Origin of the sequence: Spirillospora sp. NPDC047418, from assembly GCF_040643275.1 — a bacterium.
Taxonomy (GTDB): Bacteria; Actinomycetota; Actinomycetes; order Streptosporangiales; family Streptosporangiaceae; genus Spirillospora.
The window spans coordinates 45,119-63,724 of the sequence record NZ_JBEYTW010000019.1 but is presented as its reverse complement, the minus strand read 5'-3'; the positions used below and the strand labels follow the sequence as shown (position 1 = coordinate 63,724).

General features: G+C 74.9%; 17 protein-coding genes. 13 read left to right on the top strand and 4 right to left on the bottom strand.

Annotated elements, in window-relative coordinates:
* The first annotated feature begins 37 nt into the window (after window positions 1-37).
* The 6 genes from ABZ806_RS14940 (at window position 38) to ABZ806_RS14915 (ending at window position 6,736) form a co-directional block, all read left to right on the top strand.
* Complete coding sequence (locus tag ABZ806_RS14940) at window positions 38-1,744, top strand: TY-Chap domain-containing protein (RefSeq protein WP_500217828.1); 1,707 nt, start codon at window positions 38-40, stop codon at window positions 1,742-1,744.
* Between the two features lie 78 nt (window positions 1,745-1,822).
* The gene (locus ABZ806_RS14935) at window positions 1,823-4,051 is read left to right on the top strand and encodes an SseB family protein (RefSeq protein ID WP_500217827.1); all 2,229 of its coding nucleotides are present in this window, start codon (window positions 1,823-1,825) and stop codon (window positions 4,049-4,051) included.
* Window positions 4,048-4,416 (top strand): UCP033725 family protein, encoded by a 369-nt coding sequence (locus ABZ806_RS14930; RefSeq protein WP_500217826.1) that lies wholly within the window; start codon window positions 4,048-4,050, stop codon window positions 4,414-4,416. The genes ABZ806_RS14935 and ABZ806_RS14930 overlap by 4 nt, the downstream gene beginning before the upstream one ends.
* A gap of 26 nt (window positions 4,417-4,442) precedes the next feature.
* Window positions 4,443-5,195 carry a LamB/YcsF family protein gene (locus ABZ806_RS14925; RefSeq protein WP_500217825.1) on the top strand — a complete coding sequence of 251 codons (753 nt, stop codon included), beginning with the start codon at window positions 4,443-4,445 and terminating at the stop codon, window positions 5,193-5,195.
* Window positions 5,192-5,806 (top strand): 5-oxoprolinase subunit PxpB, encoded by a 615-nt coding sequence (pxpB, locus tag ABZ806_RS14920; RefSeq protein ID WP_500217824.1) that lies wholly within the window; start codon window positions 5,192-5,194, stop codon window positions 5,804-5,806. Before ABZ806_RS14925 ends, pxpB begins: the two co-directional genes overlap by 4 nt.
* An 81-nt stretch (window positions 5,807-5,887) precedes the next feature.
* Complete coding sequence (locus ABZ806_RS14915; RefSeq protein WP_500217823.1) at window positions 5,888-6,736, top strand: 5-oxoprolinase subunit C family protein; 849 nt, start codon at window positions 5,888-5,890, stop codon at window positions 6,734-6,736.
* On the opposite strand, the gene ABZ806_RS14910 is transcribed toward ABZ806_RS14915, so the two are convergent.
* The gene (locus tag ABZ806_RS14910) at window positions 6,733-7,428 is read right to left on the bottom strand and encodes a histidine phosphatase family protein (RefSeq protein WP_500217822.1); all 696 of its coding nucleotides are present in this window, start codon (window positions 7,426-7,428) and stop codon (window positions 6,733-6,735) included. The genes ABZ806_RS14915 and ABZ806_RS14910 overlap by 4 nt on opposite strands.
* Before the next feature lie 94 nt (window positions 7,429-7,522).
* The gene (locus ABZ806_RS14905) at window positions 7,523-10,072 is read right to left on the bottom strand and encodes an AAA family ATPase (RefSeq protein WP_500217821.1); all 2,550 of its coding nucleotides are present in this window, start codon (window positions 10,070-10,072) and stop codon (window positions 7,523-7,525) included.
* Between the two features lie 184 nt (window positions 10,073-10,256).
* Between ABZ806_RS14905 and ABZ806_RS14900 the strand changes: the two genes are divergently transcribed.
* From ABZ806_RS14900 to ABZ806_RS14870, 7 genes are all read left to right on the top strand, one after another.
* Window positions 10,257-11,192, top strand: a complete 936-nt coding sequence (locus ABZ806_RS14900) for an ABC transporter ATP-binding protein (RefSeq protein ID WP_500217820.1) — start codon at window positions 10,257-10,259, stop codon at window positions 11,190-11,192.
* Window positions 11,189-11,917, top strand: coding sequence for an ABC transporter permease (locus ABZ806_RS14895; protein WP_500217819.1), 729 nt, complete (start codon window positions 11,189-11,191; stop codon window positions 11,915-11,917). The genes ABZ806_RS14900 and ABZ806_RS14895 overlap by 4 nt, the downstream gene beginning before the upstream one ends.
* A gap of 95 nt (window positions 11,918-12,012) precedes the next feature.
* On the top strand, window positions 12,013-13,212 hold the full coding sequence (locus ABZ806_RS14890) for a sensor histidine kinase (RefSeq protein ID WP_500217818.1): 1,200 nt from the start codon (window positions 12,013-12,015) through the stop codon (window positions 13,210-13,212).
* Between the two features lie 5 nt (window positions 13,213-13,217).
* Window positions 13,218-13,823: a response regulator transcription factor gene (locus tag ABZ806_RS14885; protein WP_500217817.1), complete on the top strand. Its 606-nt coding sequence runs from the start codon at window positions 13,218-13,220 to the stop codon at window positions 13,821-13,823.
* A gap of 33 nt (window positions 13,824-13,856) precedes the next feature.
* The gene (locus ABZ806_RS14880) at window positions 13,857-14,765 is read left to right on the top strand and encodes a haloalkane dehalogenase (RefSeq protein ID WP_500217816.1); all 909 of its coding nucleotides are present in this window, start codon (window positions 13,857-13,859) and stop codon (window positions 14,763-14,765) included.
* Between the two features lie 48 nt (window positions 14,766-14,813).
* A complete protein-coding gene (rnhB, locus tag ABZ806_RS14875) occupies window positions 14,814-15,557 on the top strand; it encodes a ribonuclease HII (RefSeq protein ID WP_500217889.1) in 744 nt (247 codons plus the stop codon).
* Window positions 15,558-15,620: 63 nt separating this feature from the next.
* Complete coding sequence (locus tag ABZ806_RS14870; RefSeq protein WP_500217815.1) at window positions 15,621-16,253, top strand: HhH-GDP family DNA glycosylase; 633 nt, start codon at window positions 15,621-15,623, stop codon at window positions 16,251-16,253.
* Between the two features lie 7 nt (window positions 16,254-16,260).
* Here ABZ806_RS14870 and ABZ806_RS14865 read toward each other — a convergent pair whose 3' ends face one another.
* The gene (locus ABZ806_RS14865; protein ID WP_500217814.1) at window positions 16,261-16,923 is read right to left on the bottom strand and encodes a nitroreductase family protein; all 663 of its coding nucleotides are present in this window, start codon (window positions 16,921-16,923) and stop codon (window positions 16,261-16,263) included.
* Window positions 16,924-17,021: 98 nt separating this feature from the next.
* Complete coding sequence (locus ABZ806_RS14860; protein ID WP_500217813.1) at window positions 17,022-18,506, bottom strand: TerD family protein; 1,485 nt, start codon at window positions 18,504-18,506, stop codon at window positions 17,022-17,024.
* Between the last annotated feature and the right edge of the window lie 100 nt (window positions 18,507-18,606).

Genomic DNA, 18,606 nt, shown 5'->3' with positions numbered 1-18,606 from the left:
GCCCGTGGGACCGGCCCCCCGGTCGTAGGGAGTGATCTTGTTGGAGTGGTCCGAGTTCGCCCGGCGGCTGGGACGTGAGCTGGCGGGGCTCGAGCGCGACACGATCCTCATCGTGCGCGAGCGGGATGAGAGCCGTCACTACGTCCAGGCCATGCGCGAGCCCGACCGGCTCTATGCCGAGGCCGTGAGCAACAACTTCCTGGACGGGCCGCTGCTGCTGACGCCGGCCGACGAGGAGGTCATGAGCGACGCGGGCTGGCGCCCGCCCGCCGACCCCGCCCCGCGCAACTGGTGGACGGAGCTGCCGGAGGCGGGCGTCCCCGGCGGGATGCCGAGCGTCACCGACGGCGACTACTCGCGGCTGGCCGACGTGATGGTCACCGCCCTGCGGGACGTCCAGGGCGTCCGGCGCCCCTCCGACCTCGTGTACGAGTCGTTCCACCGGCATGGGAACGGCCTCATCGAACTGCTCGATTTCGGTATCGACGTCGCCGACCCGTCGCGCGTGAACAAGAAGCGGGGCACGCCCGGCGGCGCCCTCTCCGGGACGGGCCCGCTGCAGGGGCTGCCGACCGGTCTTCCCCCTGCGGGCACGCCGATGCCGCTGTCGACGGAGGGGGTGCCGGGCGCGGGCGCCGACCTCCTGGAGCCCCGGCTGGCCGAGGCCAAGGCGAACGGCGACAACACCACCTACTTCGCCCTGCTGGAGGACGCCGACCTGGTGCTCCCGGCGAGCGCCTCCGCCGTGGAGGACCCCGACCGCACGGAGTTCCCCACCATCGCGATCGGCGGCGACACCTACGTCACGGTGTTCACCTCGCCCGGCGCGCTGGCGCGCACCGGCGACCGGCATCCCGCCCTGTACCGCCGCACCTCGTTCACGCGGCTCGCGTCCGGCTGGCCCGACCCGGCCTGGCGGGTGGCGATCAACTGGGGGCTGCCCAGCGAGGTGCTGCTCGACTCGTCCGTCCTCGGGCGGCTGACCGGCGGCCGGGACGCGGCGCCCCCCGCCGCCGGGCCGGACCTGCCCAATCCGTACGGGACGGTCGACCCGCACGCCCTCTCCGGGCCGAACCCCGTCGCGGGCGGCGCGCCTCCCGGCCTGAACGGCTCACCTCCCGGCCTGAACGGCTCGGCCTCCGGCGTGAACGGCTCGGTGCCTGGGACGAACGGCTCGGCCTCCGGGACGAACGGCGCGGACCCCGGCATGAACGGTGCGGGGCCCGGAGCGGACGGGCCGTACGACGACTCGCACACGGCGATCGACCCGTACACGGCGGCGGACCTGCGGGCGGCCCTGGAGGCGGGGTCGGCGGAGCCCGCGGCGCGCGAGCCCGCCCCGCCGCTGGGCGCACCGGCCGACAGGCCGGCGGACAAGCCGGCCGACGGGCCGAGCGGCAGGGCACCGGACGACCGGCCCCCGAACGACCCGCTGACGGCCGGCCCGGCGCCGAGCGACCCGGCACCGGACCCGGAACCCGACAGAGCACCCGACAGGGCACCCGACAGGGCAGCCGACAGGGCAGCCGACAGGGCAGCCGACAGGGCACCGACCAGAGCGCCCGACAGGGCGCCGGTCCCCGAGCGGAAGCCGGCGGGCGTCCCGATGAGGCTGCCCCACGGCACGCGGCTCTGGCGGTCGGCGGGGGACGGTGACGAGACGCCGCTCGCGGTGTACGACGCCATCGGCGGTGTCTGGGCACCGGTGCGGGCGGACGCGGTTCCGGCTCCCTGGGCCGAGTGACGCACCGTTCGGCTACCGTCGAGTCGGCTACCGTCAAGTACGGAATCCTCACCCCGCGGACGTGAAAGTGGATCCCGAGTGGACTGGAACGACTTCTCCAAACGGCTGACCCTGGAGCTTTCGCGGCTGCCGGTCAAGTCGTTCCTCATCGTGCAGGGGCCCGGCGGGCTGCCCTACGTCCAGGCGATGCGGTCCGAGGGCGTGCTGGACGCGGAGGCCGTCGGCAGCGCGTTCCTACCGCGCCCGCTGGCGCCGCGGCAGGAGCGGCGGCTGAGGACGCTCGGCTGGGAGCCGCCGGACGAGGAGGAGCGCAAGAACTGGTGGGACCGGTTCACCTGGCGCGACCGCGGCGGCCGCGCGACCTCGGAGTACCTGGAGGCGTGCGCCATGCTCGCCGGCCAGATGATCGGCGCGTTCCGCGACGTGTACGGCATCGACTCGCCACTCGAACTGGTCTACCAGGCCAGCAAGGCCGGTCCGGACGGCGGGCCGCTGGCGCTGCCCGGCCTCGGCATCCCGCTGGCCGTCCCGGAGGACGAGCGCCGGTCCGCGGCGAACGCGGCGCGGGCCGCGCGGCCGTCCGGCACCGCCCTGGAGACCGCCCTCACCGAGGCGCGGGAACGCGGCGACCAGCACGGTTACCTGGAGCTCCTCGCGCGCGCGAACCTGTACCTGCCCTCGGCGGGCGAGCCGGAGGGGCGGGGCGCGGCCGGGCACCGGTTCGCCACCGCGCAGTTCGGGGACGGCACGTTCATCCTGGCGTTCACCTCGCCCGAGGCGATGGACCGCTCCCTGCAGGGGCAGGCCGTCCACCACCGGGAGGCGTCGCTGGCGGAGCTGGCCCGCCACTGGCCGCACGCCGAGTGGCAGCTCGCCGTCAACCCCGGGCTGCCGAGCGCCTGCTACCTGGACGCCAAGGCGCTCCTCGAACCGGACGCGCCCCGCAAGCCCGCGACCCCCACGCCGCCCGTCCCGACGGACGTCCACGTGGCCGGGCCCTCGACCCGTACCCGGACGCGCGGCGTCAAGCCGCCGCGCGGCGGCGCCGGCCGGCAGGCGCCCACGGCGCCGCAGCGGCCCGAACCGGTGCCCGGCCGACCGGAGCCCTCTCCGGCCGCCGCCGCGCCGCCACAGGCGCCCACAGACCCCCGCGGCGGCTCCACCGCGCCGCGACCGCCCGCCCGGACCCCGCGCCCCCCGTCGCCCACCACACCGGCACCAGCAGCCGCACAGCCCCCGACCGCTCCGTCCCCGACCACACCACCCCAGACCGCGCCGTCCCAAACCGCGCCACCCCAGACCGCGCCATCCCCGACCGCGCCGTCCCAGACCGTGCCGGTCCAGGCCACGCCGCCCCCGACCGTCCCCTCGCGCCCGTCGGCTCCGCCGCAGCGTCCCGCCGCGCCCGCCGAGCGTCCGGCCGCGGCGGCGGCTCAGCCCACGGCGCCCGCCGCGCGGCCGACCACGCCCATCCCGCGACTGCAGGATCCGGTCGCGCGTCCGCAGGGCACGGCCGCGCAGCGCCAGGCCCCGGCCCCGCAGCCGCCCGCCCCCGCGCCGCGGCCGCCGGCTCCCGAGCGGCGCCGGCCCGAGACGCCGGCGGCGCGGAAGACACCGAGTGATCCGCACGGCCTGCCCGTCGCGCCGCTCTACGGCCAGGGCGACCGGACCGGGACCGCCACCCGGCAGGAGAACGCCCCGGCGACGCAGCCCGGCGACCTCGGGTCCGCGGACCCGGCCCACGACCCGGCCAACGACCCGGCCAACGACGGGGCCCACGACGCGGTCCGCGACGGGGCCTCCCCTGGGGCGGCGCCGGTCGTGGTGATGCAGAAGGTGGTGCGGCCCGAGCATGTCCAGCACTACCTGGAGGGCGGGTACGACCTGGTCGCGGGCTACGTGCACCGCCTGCAGGACGTGCGGGAGATCAGGTCCCCGGCGGCGGTGATCCGGGCGCTCGGGCTCATGTACGAGGGGTCGCCCTTCACGCACGCGGACGAGCAGGTCTTCATGATCCGGTGGCCCGCGGTGAAGCCGCCGCTGTTCCGCCGCCCGCTCGGCGGGATCGACGAGTGGAGCATGGGCATCATCCCGGGCGGCTGGGTGATCGAGCGGGCGCCGTTCCCCGGGTCGGGGTACGCGCCGGGCGACGGCCCCGCGATCCCGGAGTTCAAGATCGAGAGTCAGCGGCTCCCGCACGGCGCCGAGCTGTACCGGCTGGACGTGCGCGGCGCGGAGGCCCTCGTCGCCGAGTACGACGCCGATCTGCGCAGGTGGCTGGTGAAACTGCCGGGAGGACGGGGATGAGCATCCGGCACGGGTTCTACGCGGGCTGGCGCGGCACCGAGTACGAGGCGAGCCCCGACGGGGACCGGGTGCGGCTCTACGCCAGGCGGCACGCCGACGGGTTCCGGCAGGTCTCGCCCGACCGGTACGTGCAGGTGGTGCCGCTGGCCGAGGTCGACGGGGTGCGGTACGTGACCACGCACTGCACGTGGCGCGGCGAGCCGTTCGTGGTGCTCGGCGAGCACGAGGGCTGGCTGCGCGTGGAGTACTGCGGCGGGAGGGCGCCGGTCGCGGAGGGGCTCGGGCTGGAGCTGTTCGACCGGGGCGTGTACCAGGCGTGGGCGTCCAGGCACGAGGTGGCGGACCTGCACGAGGAGACCGTCTGAGACGGAGAACGGGGGAGGTTCCGGACATGGCGGTCATCGATGTCAACGCCGACCTCGGCGAGGGGTTCGGCATCTGGGAGCTGGGCGACGACCTGGCGCTGCTGGACGTGATCACGAGCGCGAACGTGGCGTGCGGGTTCCACGCGGGCGACCCGCTGATCATGCGGCGGGTGTGCGCCGCGGCCGTCGAGCGCGGGGTGACGATCGGCGCGCAGGTGTCGTACCGGGACCTGGCCGGTTTCGGCCGCCGCGAGATGGACGTGGCGGCGCCCGAGCTGACCGCCGAGATCCTCTACCAGCTCGCCGCCCTCGACGGCATCGCGCGCACCGAGGGCGGACGTGTCGCCTACGTGAAGCCGCACGGCGCGCTCTACAACCGGATCAGCCGCGACGCCGTGCAGGCGCGGGCGGTGGCCGACGCGGTACGGGCGTACGACGCGTCGCTGCCGCTGCTCACCCTTCCGGGCTCCGCGGTGCATGAGGTCGCCGACGGCCTGACCGTGGTCGCGGAGTGCTTCGCCGACCGCGCCTACACGCCGTCCGGCGGCCTCGTGTCCCGCCGTGAGCCGGGGGCCGTCGTCCACGACGAGGAGGCGGTCGTCGAGCGGGCGGTCAGGATGGCCGTGGACGGCACCGTCGTCGCGGTGGACGGCAGCGAGGTCGCGCTCAAGGCCCGTTCCATCTGCGTGCACGGCGACACGCCCGGCGCGGTGGCGCTGGCGCGGTCCGTCCGCGCGGCGCTGTCCGGGGCCGGCGTCGCGCTGGAGCCGTTCGCGTGAGAGTGCTGCGGGCCGGTGACGCGGCCCTGCTCGTCGAGACGGGCGACCTCGCCACCGCGCACCGGCTCAACGCCGCCCTCCGGGACGACCCGCCGCCGGGCGTCGTGGACGTCGTGCCCGGCGAGCAGACGGTGCTCGTGGTCGCGGACGCCTCGGCCGACCTCGACCGTCTCGCCGCGCGCCTCCCGCACCTGCCGCTGCCGGACGACGCGGAGGCCGGCGCCGAGCCGGTGGAGATCCCGGTCGTCTACGACGGCGCGGACCTGGACGAGGTCGCCGGCCTGACCGGGCTGTCGCGCGAGGAGGTCGTCCGGCGCCACTCCGGGGCCGCCTACACGGTCGCCTACCTCGGCTTCTCCCCCGGCTTCGGCTACCTGACCGGCCTGGACCCGGCGCTGCGCGTGGCGCGCCGCGCGTCGCCCCGCACGGCGGTGCCGGCCGGGTCGGTGGCGGTCGCCGGCCCGTACGCGGCCGTCTACCCGTCCCGGTCGCCGGGCGGCTGGCGCCTGCTCGGCCGGACCCGGCTGCGGCTGTGGGACGTCACGCGCGATCCGCCGTCGCTGCTCCGGCCGGGCACGCGGGTCCGGTTCGTCCCCGAGGAGCCCCGTTGAACGAGCAGCCTTGCTGAACGAGGAGCGTCGTTGATCGAGGAGCGTCGTTGATCGAGGAGCGTCGTTGATCGAGGAGCGTCGTTGATCGAGGTCGTGCGGCCCGGCCCGCTGGCGACCGTGCAGGACCTCGGCAGGCCCGGCCGCGCCCATCTCGGCGTCCCGCGCTCCGGGGCCGCCGATGAGCGCGCGCTCCGGCTGGCGAACCGGCTCGTCGGCAACCCCGAGGGCGCGGCGGGCGTGGAGTTCACGTTCGGCGGCGCGGAACTGCGTTTTCGCAGGCGCGCGTGGATCGCGGTCGCGGGCGCTCCCGTTCCCGTACGGATCGACGGCCGCGCCCAGGGGACGAACGCCCCGTGCTTCGTTCCGGACGGTGCCGTGCTGGAGGTCGGCACGCCGCCGTCCGGGCTCCGCAGCTATCTCGCCGTGCGGGGCGGCGTCGTGGTCGACGAGGTTCTCGGGAGCCGCTCGACCGACCTCCTGTCCGGCCTGGGTCCCGCTCCGCTGTCGCCGGGCGACCGGCTCCCGGTCGGGTCGCCCGCGGGTTGCGCCCGCATCGCCGTGGACATCGCCCCAGCGCCGCCCATGCCGGAGACTCCCGTGCTGCGCATCCTGCCGGGCCCTCGTGACGACTGGTTCACCGAGGACTCGCTGGCCGTACTCACGTCCACGCTCTACACGGTGTCACCCGACAGCAACCGGGTGGGGGTCCGGCTGGACGGGCCTCCCCTCGTACGCGCGCGCGAAGGCGAACTGGGCAGCGAAGGCATGGTGACGGGCTCGATCCAGGTGCCGCCCAGCGGGCTGCCCATCATCTTCCTCGCCGACCATCCGACCACGGGCGGCTATCCGGTGATCGCGGTGCTCGTGTCCGCGGCCGTCGCCGACGCGGCGCAACTGCGTCCGGGCCGGCGGCTGCGTTTCCGCGTCTAGGTCAGCGGCGCCGGGACGGACCAGTCCAGGTGGGACACGTCGTTGAAGCCGCGGATGGACGACAGGTCGCCGATCCGCACCAGCAGGGAGATCGACGCGTTGTCCGGGGCGAGGAAGGCGAACGGCCGGGCGCCGGTCGTGGCGGCGAGCGCCTGCGCGATGACCCCGCCGTGGGAGAACACCGCGATGCGGCCGCCCGCGTGCGCCGCCGCGAGCCGGGTGAGGCTCTCCTCGACGCGCGCCGCGAACGCCTCGGAGCCCTCCGCGCCGGGGATGACGTCCCAGCGCTCCTCGGCCCACATCCGCTGCGCGAGCGGGTCGTTGTCGGCGACCTTCTTGCGGAACAGCCCGCCCTCCCACTCGCCGAGGAACACCTCGCGCAGGCCCGGCTCGACGCGCGGCTCCAGCCCGAGGCGGCGGGCCAGCGGCGCCGCGGTCTGCGCGGTGCGCCGCAGCGGCGTCACGTAGAGGGCGTCGAGCTTGTCGTCCCCGAGGCGGTCGGCGACCCGGTCGGCCTGCTCCCGCCCTTCGGGGGCGAGGTCGGGGTCGGCCTGGCCGTCCACGGCCGGGAACGGCCGGTCGGCCCGCGCCGGTGCCGAGGCGCCGTGCCTGACCAGAAGGATCTCGGTCGCGCCGTCCGGTGCCTTGTACCGCGTCTGCCGGTACTCGACCGGCTCATCCCGCTCGTCCACGGACCGCACCCTAGACGACCGATCCGACGCCGCGGCGAACGGCCCTCGCCCTGCCGCCGAAGACCATCGCAACGGCGGCGGCCGGACGGGGTCGTCAGGCCAGGCGGTGGGCCAGGTCGGCGAACGCGTCGCGCACGTCGTCCGCGGTGAGGAGCGTGAGGTCGTCGGCGGTGGCCCGGTCGCCCAGCCCGGCCGCCCGCAGCGCGCGGCACGCGCACGCCTTCTCGTACATGGAGCGGGCGAAGCGGCCGTTGCCGAACTCGTCGATGCGGCCCGTCCCGCAGGCGCGCTGGAAGACGAGGGCGAGGTCGTCCAGGGCGCCGTCCTCCCAGCGGTCACCGCCCTGCTCGGCGATGAGCTGGGCGATGCGGAGCAGCTCGTCCGGCCCGTAGGACGGGAAGTCGACGCGCACGTCGAACCGGGACGCGAGCCCCGGGTTGGACGCGAGGAAGCGGTCCATGTCGGCCTCGTAGCCCGCGAGGACGACGACGAGCCGGTCGCGGTCGTCCTCGGCGCGCTTGAGCAGGGTCTGCACGGCCTCGGCGCCGAACGCGTCGCCGCCGGCGTATCCGGCGTTGCTCAGGGCGTACGCCTCGTCCACGAACAGGACGCCGCCGAGCGCCGAATCCACGACCTTGTTCGTCTTGAGCGCCGTCGCCCCGAGGTGCTCGCCGACGAGGTCGGCGCGCTGTGCCTCGACCACCTCGGGACGGGCGAGCAGCCCCGCCGCGGCGAAGATGCGGCCGAGCACGCGCGCGACGGTGGTCTTGCCCGTCCCCGGCGGGCCGGTGAAGACGAAGTGGCGGGTCGGCGGGCGGGTGACCAGGCCCTGCTCCTGCCGCATCCGGGCCACCTGGAGCTGCGCGGCGATCTCCCGTACCTGCCGCTTCACCGGTTCCAGCCCGATCATCGCGTCGAGCGAGCCGAGCGCCTCGTCCAGCGTCGGCGTCTCGGCGTAGCCGCGGTACCGCTCGGTGACCTCCGCGAAGGCGGCCTCCACGTCCTCGGCGCGGAGGGTGACGAGGTCGTCGGCGCTGGGCGTGGCCGGTCCCCCGGACGCGGCGGCGGCGTCCACCACGCGGACGTCCCGCGCGCGCGCCGCCGCCTCGGTCAGCGAGCGGACGAACCGCCCGTTGCCCAGTTCGTCGACGATGCCGCGCCGTTCGGCCTCGTCGAAGCGCACGGCGAGGCGCCGCCGGGCCTCCGGGTCGAGCCGGTCTTCGCGGAGGCCCGTGTGGTAGTCGGCGATCAGCAGCAGCTCGGCCGGACGGTAGGAGGGAAAGTGCACGCGCGTCCCGAAGCGCGAGGCCAGCCCGGGGTTGGAGTCGAGGAACTCGGCCATCTGCGCGTCGTATCCGGCGAGGATGACGACCAGGTTGTCGCGGTCGTCCTCGGCGCGCTTGAGCAGCGTCTGGACGGCCTCGTCACCGAAGCGGTCGGGCTGCCCTTCGGCGGAGTTGACCAGGCTGTACGCCTCGTCGATGAACAGCACGCCGCCCAGGGCCGAGTCGACGAGCCGGTTGGTCTTGAGGGCGGTCGCGCCGAGGAACTCGCCGACGAGGTCCGCCCGGTGGGCCTCGACCAGGGCCGGCTCCGGCAGCAGCCCGAAGGCGTAGAAGATCTTGGCCAGCACGCGCGCGACGGTGGTCTTGCCCGTCCCCGACGGGCCGACGAACACGAAGTGCCGCATCGGCTTCTCGGTGGGCACGCCGGCGGCGGCCCGCATGTGCGCGGCCTCGATGGACGCGGCGATCGAGCGGACCTGCCGCTTGACCGGCTCCAGCCCGATCATGTTCTCCAGTTCGGCGAGCGCCTCGGCGACGGAGATGTCCGGCGCCGCGTCCGCCCGCCGCTCCGGCGGCGGGGCGGGCGGCGGGGCGGGCACGGCCTCGGCGGCCTGCGCGGCGGCGCGCTGCTCGTGCGCAGCCTGCGCGGCCGCCCCGGCGGCTGCGGCCGGGCGGTCGGGCCGGGGCCGGTCCCGCTTGTCCGGTTTATCGAGGTTGGGCGGGTTCTTTCGCGGCCCGGTCATGGCGTCCCCCTTCGGGCTCGCCTGCTCCTGCACCCAGCCGGTCTCGTACGCCTCGGCGGGGACCGTGCGGCGGGCCCGGTCCCAGCGGTAGGCCAGGACCGCCAGGGCGGCGGCCCAGCCGGGCGCCGCGTTCGCCTCCGGCAGCGACCGGGCGGTCGCCGCCGTCGCCACCCCCGCGGCGGCCAGGGCGAGCAGGGTCGTGCTCCACGGCGCGTAGCCGCGCAGCCGGAACGCGACCACCGCCACGGGCAGGGCGAGCACGGCCAGCAGGAGTGCCGGGCTCAGGCGGGACAGGTCGTCGCCGTCCGGGAAGAGCCCGCCCAAGGGCACCGACAGCGCGAGCCAGGACCCGATGACCGCGACGACCGCCATCCCCGTGGGCGAGCGCAGCGTCAGGTGGACGACGACCAGCAGGACCACCGCGCACGCCGCCGCGCCCAGGACCGGCCCGTCGGCGACCACCGCGGCGGCCAGCACGACGGCGGTCAGGAACAGCCCGCCGAGGAACCTCAGCCCCGGCGTGATCTGGAAGTAGCGCACCCGCAGGCGCTCGAAGAGATCCCGCGTCGCGGCGTCCTTCGCCGGGCGGGAGCGGGACCTGCCGAACAAAGCCATCAGAAGCGAGTAAAGCGCAGGACCGCCCGGAACGGGACTCCCCGCACGCGGTTCGTTGCCGCCCGCCCGGCCCGCCTGGTGCGGAGCGCGGCGCCACCGGTCCCGGGACCAGGACATTTGTACTGTCCAGAAGTGGAGGTTCGGATCTGCTGCCGGCACCGGCCGGATACGTAACGTCCCGACCATGGAAGGCAGAACGAGGGAGGCGGCCGCCGAAGCCGCCGTGGTGTTCACCGGCGCGGTCAAGGACTACGGGACGGTCAGGGCGGTCGACGGGCTCGGCCTGCGCCTCGACCGGGGGACGTCCGTGGCGCTGCTCGGCCCGAACGGCGCGGGCAAGTCCACGACGATCGCGATGCTGCTCGGGCTCGTCCCGCCCGACGCGGGGACCGTGCGGGTGCTCGGCACGACGCCGCAGCGTGCCGTGCGGGACGGCCGCGTCGGCGCCATGCCGCAGAGCGGGCGGCTGATCGGCGGGGTGACCGTCCGGGAGCTGCTCGGCTTCGTCCTCCGCTCCTACGCCGCCAAGGCGCGCGGCCGGGCCGTCCCACCGCTGGCGGAGACGATGGAGATCGCGCACATCACGGACCTGGCGGGGCGGCGGGCCGACCGGCTGTCGGGCGGGCAGGCGCAGCGCGTCAGGTTCGCGATCGCGGTGGCGGGCGCACCCGAACTCCTCGTCCTGGACGAGCCCACCACCGGCCTCGACATCGAGGCGAGGCGCGAACTGTGGGCGAGCGTGCGCTCCTACGCCGAACTCGGGCGGACGATCCTGTTCTCCACCCACTACCTGGAGGAGGCCGACGACTACGCGGACCGGATCGTCGTGATCGACCGGGGCCGCGTCATCGCCGACGGCACCAGCGAGGCCATCAAGCGGCGGGTCCCCGGCCGGACCGTCGGCTTCGACCTGGACGGCCCGATGACCGTGCTGGACGGCCTGCCGGGCGTGGTCGGCAGCGAGGTGCGCGGCGGCCGCGTCCGGCTGCACACCACCGACTCGGACGCGACGGTCCTGGCGCTGGCCGAGGCCGGGATGGTCCGCAACCTGGAGGTGGCGGGGGCGGGCCTGGAGGAGGCGTTCCTCGCCCTCACCGAACGGAAGGAGGCAGTGCGATGATCCTGCGCTACGTCCGGCTCGAAATGGTGCGGCTGCTGCGCGACCCCGGCTACCTGGTCATGAGCCTGATCTCGCCGCTCACCATGTACCTGGTCTTCACCAGCCTCGACATCACCGGACGGTCCGGGGACGCGGGCGCGGTGTACGCGATGGTGGGCATGGCGGGGTTCGGCGCGGTCGGCGCCGTGCTGAACAACGGCGTGTCCATCGCCGAGGACAAGCCGCTCGGGTGGATACGGCAGCTGCGGCTGCTGCCGCTGCGGCCGTCCGAGGTGGTCGTCGGCAGGACGCTGTGCGCGATGGCCGTCACGCTGCCGCCGATCGTCTCCATCTGCCTGGCCGGCGGCCTCGTGAACGATGTGGCGCTCGGCGCGGGCCAGTGGGCGGCCGTGTTCGTGCTGCTCTGGGCGGGCATCGCGCCGATGGCGGTCCTCGGGATCGGCCTCGGCTACCTGCTCTCCGCGCAGCAGGCGCAGATGGCGGCGCTGACCTGCTACATGGGCCTGTCCCTGCTGGGCGGCCTGTGGGTGCCGATCGCCCGGTTCCCCGAGTGGCTGCAGCACATCGCCGCCGCCACGCCGATCAACCGGTACGGGGAGCTGTCCTGGCGCGTCACCGACGGGCACGCCCCGACGATCACCGGTGCCGCGCTCCTCCTGGCGTGGGCCGCCGTGTTCGCCGTGTTCGCCGCCTACTGCTACCGGCGCTCGGCCCGCACCCCGTGAACGGCGGCCCTGGGCACGGCGGCCCTGGGCACGGCGGCCCTGGGCACGGCGGCACCGTCATACCGTGGTTTCGTGAGGATGATGGAGAACGACGGGTGATCTCCTGGAAGGGCGCTCCGCACCGGCGTGTTCCCGACCTCGACCTGGAGAAGGTCGACCGCGACGGGCCGGGCGGCCACGCCTTCGTGTTCTGGCTCATCGTCCTGGTGTGGCCCCTGTGGGACGTCGCCGACGGCGGCGCGCACCCCGTGTGGCTCGCCGTCGCCGCGCTGCTGGGCTTCGCGCTCCTGCACGTCGCCGTGATCCGGACCTCGTTCGACGGGCGCGTCCCGATACGGGTGCCGATCGTGCTGCTGGTCGCCGAAGCGGGCGTCGCGTCCGCCGCGTCACTGGCCTTCCACGGCCACTGGTTCACGATGTTCCCGCTGCTCGGGCTCGCCGCCGGCGTCCTCGTCGGGCACATGCCGCGGAACGGGCGCGGGCCGGAGCTTCCGATGCTCATCGGCATCGGCGGCGTGTCGGCCCTCGGCGTCCTGGTGGGCTGGGCGGGCGGCGAGGACGCCGGCGCCCTCGTCGCGAACTGGTACGGCACCGCGACAGCGGGCGTGGTGACCGCGGTCATCCTGCGGCTGTTCACCGTCATCGGCATGCTCCGCGACGCCCGCGAGGAGCTCGCCGAGGCGGCCGTGGCCCGCGAGCGGCTGCGCTTCTCCCGCGACCTGCACGACCTGCTCGGCCACACGCTGTCGCTCATGGTGGTCAAGGCCCAGGCGGTGCGCCGCGTCGCCGCGCGCGACCCGGCGGTGGCCGCCGAGCAGGCCGCCGACATCGAGACCGTCGGACGCCGGGCGCTGGACGAGGTGCGGCAGGCGGTCGGCGGCTACCGCGGCCGCGGCCTGGCCGGCGAGCTGGACGCCGCCCGGACGGCGCTGTCGGACGCCGGTGTCGACGCCGCCGTCCGGCGCACCGGGCCCGCGCCGCCGCCCGACGCGGACGCGCTGCTCGGCTGGGCCGTGCGCGAGGGGGTCACGAACGTGATCCGGCACAGCGGCGCCGCGCACTGCGAGATCACGGTCCGCGCCGACGAGCGGACGGCCGCCCTGACGGTGCTGGACGACGGAGCGGGCAAGGGCGCGACGAGCGGCGGCAGTGGCGGCGGCGGTGGCCTCGGGCTGCGCGGCCTCGCCGAACGGCTGGCGGCGGCCGAAGGGACCGTCGAGGCCGGTCCCGCGCCCGGCGGCGGCTTCCGGCTCGTGGTCGAGGTCCCCCTGCGGACGGGCGCGGGTGGACAATGAGCGGTGTGATCAGGGTTCTGCTCGCCGAGGACCAGGGCATGATGCGGGGCGCGCTCGCCCTGCTGCTCGGCCTGGAGGAGGACGTCGAGGTCGTCGCCGAGGTCGGCGACGGCGCGCGGGTGCTGCCGGAGGCGCTGCGGACCGTCCCCGACGTCGCCGTGCTCGACATCGAGATGCCCGGCCGCAGCGGCCTCGACGTGGCCGCCGACCTGCGCCGCGAGCTGCCCGCCTGCAAGGTGCTGATCGTCACAACGTTCGGGCGACCCGGCTACCTGCGCCGCGCCATGGACGCCGGGGCGAGCGGGTTCCTGGTCAAGGACGGCCCCATCGAGGACCTGGTCGCGGCCCTGCGGCGCATCCTGGCCGGGGAGCGGGTCGTCGACCCGGCGCTGGCGGCGGCGGCGCTGTCGGTGGGCCCGAACCCGCTGACCGGCCGGGAGCGGGACGTGCTGGCGGCCGCGGCCGACGGGTCGACCATCGCCGACATCGCCGGGCGCCTGCACCTGTCGGAGAGCACCGTCCGCAACTACCTGTCCGCCGCGATCGGCAAGACCGGGACGCGCAACCGCATCGAGGCGGTCGGCACCGCGCGGCGCAACGGCTGGCTCTGACCCGCGCCCGCGGGCCGCTGCCATGATGGGCCGATGCGGATCCTGCGTACGCCCGACGAACGCTTCGGCGACCTCCCGGACTTCCCCTACGAACCGCGCTACGCCGACGTCCCGTCCCAGGATGGCGGCGGAACCCTGCGGATGGCCTACGTCGAGGCGGGCCCGCCGGACGGCCCCGTCGTCCTGTGCCTGCACGGCGAGCCGAGCTGGTCGTTCCTCTACCGCCGCGTGATGCGCGTCCTGGCCGGCGCGGGGCTGCGCGTCATCGTGCCCGACCTGGTCGGTTTCGGCCGTTCGGACAAGCCCGCCGAGATGACCGACCACACCTACGCGCGCCACATCGAGTGGACGCGCTCGCTGGTGTTCGACGCCCTCGGCCTGCGGGACGTGACCCTCGTCGGGCAGGACTGGGGCGGCCTCATCGGCCTGCGCCTGGTGACCGCGCACCAGGACCGGTTCTCCCGCGTCGTCGCCGCCAACACCGGACTGCCCACGGGCGACTTCCCGATGCCGGAGACGTGGCTGAAGTTCCGCCAGTCCGTCCGCACCGCGCCCGAGTTCGACATCGCCCGCAACATCGCCTCCGGATGCCGCACCACCCTGTCCGGCGACGTGCGCGCCGCCTACGACGCGCCGTTCCCCGACGAGTCGTTCAAGGCGGGGCCGCGCGCCATGCCCGCGCTCGTCCCGGCCGAGCCCGGCGACCCGGAGGCGCAGCCCAACCGCGACGCCTGGGACGTCCTGCGCGCGTGGGACAAGCCGTTCCTGGTGGCGTTCAGCGACAAGGACCCCATCACCGGAGCGATGGCCCCGCTGTTCGAGCAGCTGGTTCCCGGCGCGCGGGGCATCGAGCACCCTACGATCGACGGCGCGGGCCACTTCCTCCAGGAGGACGACGGGGAACGGCTCGGCCACGCGATCGCCGCGTTCGTCCGTCCCTGAGGAGCCTCCTTGACCCACCCGAGCGACCCGACCGGCCCCACCGACGCCCTGCCGGGACTCGGCGCCGCCCCCGCCCGTTCCGCGGGGACATCCCGTGCCGCGGGCTACGAGATCGAGGATGAGCTCCACGCGGCGCGTCCGGTCACGATCGCCGGGGTGGACGAGGTCGGCCGCGGCGCCTGGGCGGGCCCCGTCGTGGTGTGCGCCGCGGTCACCGACCTGACCCCGCCGCCCGTCCTGCAGGGGCGCGGTAAGAGGACCGTCGCGCTCACGGACTCCAAACTCCTCACCCAGGCGCACCGCGAATCGTTCGCCGGCGTGCTTCCCGGATGGCTCACCGGGCACGCCATCGGCGCGTCGTCCCCTGAGGAGATCGACGAGGTCGGCATGACGGAGGCGCTGCGGCGCGCCGCCGTCCGCGCGCTGGAGTCGCTGCCCGTCCAGCCCGATGTGGTCATCCTGGACGGCAAGCACGATTTCCTGGGCCGTCCCTGGCGCGTGCGGTGCGAGGTCAAGGCCGACCAGAGGTCGGTCACGGTCGCGGCCGCCTCCGTCCTGGCGAAAGTCCACCGCGACCGGCTGATGGCAGGGCTGGACGGCGAATTCCCCGGATACGCGTTCGCCGACAGTGCCGGGTATCCGTCGCCCGTCCACCAGAAGGCCCTCGAAGAGCAGGGGCCCACACCCCACCACCGGATGTCCTGGTCGTACCTGGACGACCTTCCGCGCTGGCGGCACCTGAAGAAGCACCGCGACCCCCTCGCCGGGGAAGGCCAGCTCAGCCTTCTGTGAATCGGCCTCCCGTGAGTCATCGCCCGCCGGCCGGGTAGGCGCCATCCACGGGAGGTACATGCCATGGATGCCGTCGTGAGGAAGCTGCTGCGCGAGTCCGGCCGGACGTTCGCCGAGGAGGCCGGCATAACGCTCAAGGACCAGCCGGCCGCACTGTTCAAGCTGCTCGTCCTGGCCAACCTGCTGAGCGCGCGCATCTCGGCGGAGATCGCGGTCTCCGCCGCCCGCGAGCTCTTCGAGGCCGGCGGCGGAACGGCGCGCGGCATGGGCAGACTGTCCTGGCAGGACCGGGTGGACGCGCTCGGGCGCGGCCACTACGTCCGCTACGACGAGTCCACCGCGTCACGGCTGGGCGACACCGCCGAGATCGTCCAGGACAGGTACAAGGGCGACCTGCGGCGCCTCGCCATCGAATCGGGGCGCGACACCGGGAAGGCCGCCGGCCTGCTCCAGGAGTTCCCCGGCATCGGCCCCACCGGCGCGGACATCTTCTGCCGCGAGGCCCAGGCCATCTGGCCGTGGCTCCGCCCCTACATCGACGACCAGGTGAAGAAGGGCGCCGACCGGCTCGGCCTTTCGACCGACGCCGGCCAACTCGCCAAGGAGGTCCCGGACAAGGACCTCGCCCGGTTCACCGCCGCCCTGGTGCGGGTCGCCCACGACAAGAAGCTGGCCGACCAGCTCAAGGCCGCGTGAACGCCGGTCATATGCGGACGATGACCTCGTCCACCGGCTTGCGGGTGATGTCGGGCACCATCGCCTCGTCCGCCGGATAGCCGACGGGGATCACGACGTAGGCGCGTTCCTCCTGCGGGCGCTCGCACACCTCGTTCAGGAACCGCATGGGGCTCGGCGTGTGCGTGAGGGTCGCGAGCCCGGCCTGGTGGAGCCCGGCCAGCAGGAAACCGACGGCGATGCCGACGGACTCCTTCACGTAGTACGGACGCGGTGTCTCCGGGCCCTTGTGTACTTCGAAGACGACGATGACCGCCGGGGCGTCCTCCAGGAACGGCTTGCGCCAGTCGGTGCCCAGCGGGGCCAGCGCGTCCAGCCATTCCGGGGAGGCGCGCCGCTCGTAGAACTCGCGCTCCGCGTCCTCGGCCGCCCTTCTGAGCCGCCTCTTGCGCTCGGGATCGGTGACGACCACGAACCGCCACGGCTGCAGGTTCGCGCCGCTCGGCGCGGTCGCCGCCGCCCGGATCGCGTGCTCGATGACGTCCGGCGGCACCGGGCGGCCGGCGAAGTCCCGCACCGTGCGGCGCAGCGCCATCGTGTCGGCGAACGCCTCGGCGCGCCGTGCCGCCTCCGCCGCCGGGACGTCGAAACGGGGTGCCGGGACGACCGGATACTGCCGCTGAGTGCTCATGCGATCGTTCCTACCGCCCCCGCCGGGCCCGGGACAATCGGCATGATCAGCCAACATTCCGGGCCCGTCGCGAGCACATGCGCGAACCGGCGGGTCGGTCAGTCCTTGCCGCGCGAGGCGACCCACTCCAGGTTCCAGGCGTAGGCCTGGTCGACGGCCATCTTGCCCCAGCGCGGGCGGCCGGGCGGTGGCAGGACGAACCGGCCCTCGCGGCGGACGACCAGCTCGCCGTTCACGTTCTCGATGAGCGCCAGGACCGCGTCGCGGGAGGCGTCCATGCAGTCGTCCATCCGCATCTCGATCGGCGGCGCGCCCACCGGGAACAGCGTGGCGATCGCGTCCAGGCCGCGGAAGTCGTCGGCGCCCTCGTAGATCTCGGCGAACACCAGGATCCGCTTGAAGTCCCTGGTGTGGTCGAGGTTGATGTGGAGGTTCTCGCCCGACTCGATGGCGCCGGTGCGGTCGTCCTTGTCGAGCTGGACGAACGGCGCGCGGTCCAGCGCGCCCATGTCGCCGATCGCGTGGATGATGCCCTTGCGGCCGTCCTGCAGCTCCCACAGGCAGCACAGGTCGAGGTCGAGGTCGACGCCGCGGCGGCGCTTGCCGAGGCGCCCCTTCGCGGCGCCCTCGCGCGCCGTCCAGTTGAGGTTGACGCGCATGTGGCCGCCCGTCGCGCCGTGCTTGGTGAGCGACACCGACGGCGCGTTCTTCGTCAGCGAGATCTTGCCGCCCTGCTGCTGCGGCTGCTGCGGCTGCTGCGGCCCCGGCGGGGGCGCGTACTGGCCGGGCGGGGGCGGCGGAGCGTACTGGCCGCCGGGCGGAGGCGGCGGCGCGAACTGGCCACCGGGCGGAGGCGGCGTGTACTGCCCGCCGGGCGGCGGCGGGGGCGGGGCGTACTGGCCGGGAGGGGGCGGGGGCGCGTACTGGCCGCCCGGGGGCGGCGGGGGCGGCGCGTACTGGCCGGGAGGCGGCGGCGCGTACTGCGGCTGCGGCTGCGGCGGCGCCGGCGGGACCGGTGCCTGCGGCTGCGCGGGCGGGGGCGGCGGCGCCGCCTGACCCGGGTCGTCGACCGAGATGCCGAAGTCGGTGGCCAGGCCGCCGAGCCCCGAGTCGTAGCCCTGGCCGATCGCGCGGAACTTCCAGGCGCCCTGCCGCCGGTACAGCTCGCCGAGGACGAAGGCGGTCTCGGTGGTGGCGCCCTGGCTGTCGAACCGGGCGACCTCCGCGCCGCCGGCCGCGTCCACCACCCGCACGTACAGGCCCTGGAACTGGCCGAACGTCCCGCCGTCCGAGGACGCCGCGATGACGATCTTCTCGATGGCGGGCTCGACCCGGTTCAGGTCCACGCCCAGGACGTCCAGCACGGTCGGCCCCTGCTGCTTGCCCTCGTGCCGCACCGCGCCGGACGCGTGCCCCGGCTGGTTGTAGAAGACGAAGTCGTCGTCCGAGCGCACCCGGCCGCTCTCGGTCACCAGGAGCGCCGACGCGTCCGCGTCGGGCACGCCGGGACCGGCCTGCCAGCCCAGCTCGACCCGCACCGCGGGAACCGGCACCGCGGTGTTGGCGCCCTTCTGCATCGACATGAACGCTCCTCATCATCGGCCGACGTGACCCAACCTACGGCGTGCCGCACCACCCCCGCGACCTGCCCTGAGGGGAGGACGCACGGCGGCGCCCCATGGT

What these genes read in the sequence shown, in the direction of transcription:
- ABZ806_RS14870 (WP_500217815.1), top strand. Translation starts at nt 15,621, where the DNA reads ATGGATGCCGTCGTGAGGAAGCTGCTGCGCGAGTCCGGCCGGACGTTC.
- ABZ806_RS14930 (WP_500217826.1), top strand. Translation starts at nt 4,048, where the DNA reads ATGAGCATCCGGCACGGGTTCTACGCGGGCTGGCGCGGCACCGAGTAC.
- ABZ806_RS14860 (WP_500217813.1), bottom strand. Translation starts at nt 18,506, where the DNA reads ATGTCGATGCAGAAGGGCGCCAACACCGCGGTGCCGGTTCCCGCGGTG.
- ABZ806_RS14905 (WP_500217821.1), bottom strand. Translation starts at nt 10,072, where the DNA reads ATGGCTTTGTTCGGCAGGTCCCGCTCCCGCCCGGCGAAGGACGCCGCG.
- ABZ806_RS14900 (WP_500217820.1), top strand. Translation starts at nt 10,257, where the DNA reads ATGGAAGGCAGAACGAGGGAGGCGGCCGCCGAAGCCGCCGTGGTGTTC.
- ABZ806_RS14925 (WP_500217825.1), top strand. Translation starts at nt 4,443, where the DNA reads ATGGCGGTCATCGATGTCAACGCCGACCTCGGCGAGGGGTTCGGCATC.
- ABZ806_RS14895 (WP_500217819.1), top strand. Translation starts at nt 11,189, where the DNA reads ATGATCCTGCGCTACGTCCGGCTCGAAATGGTGCGGCTGCTGCGCGAC.
- ABZ806_RS14865 (WP_500217814.1), bottom strand. Translation starts at nt 16,923, where the DNA reads ATGAGCACTCAGCGGCAGTATCCGGTCGTCCCGGCACCCCGTTTCGAC.
- ABZ806_RS14880 (WP_500217816.1), top strand. Translation starts at nt 13,857, where the DNA reads ATGCGGATCCTGCGTACGCCCGACGAACGCTTCGGCGACCTCCCGGAC.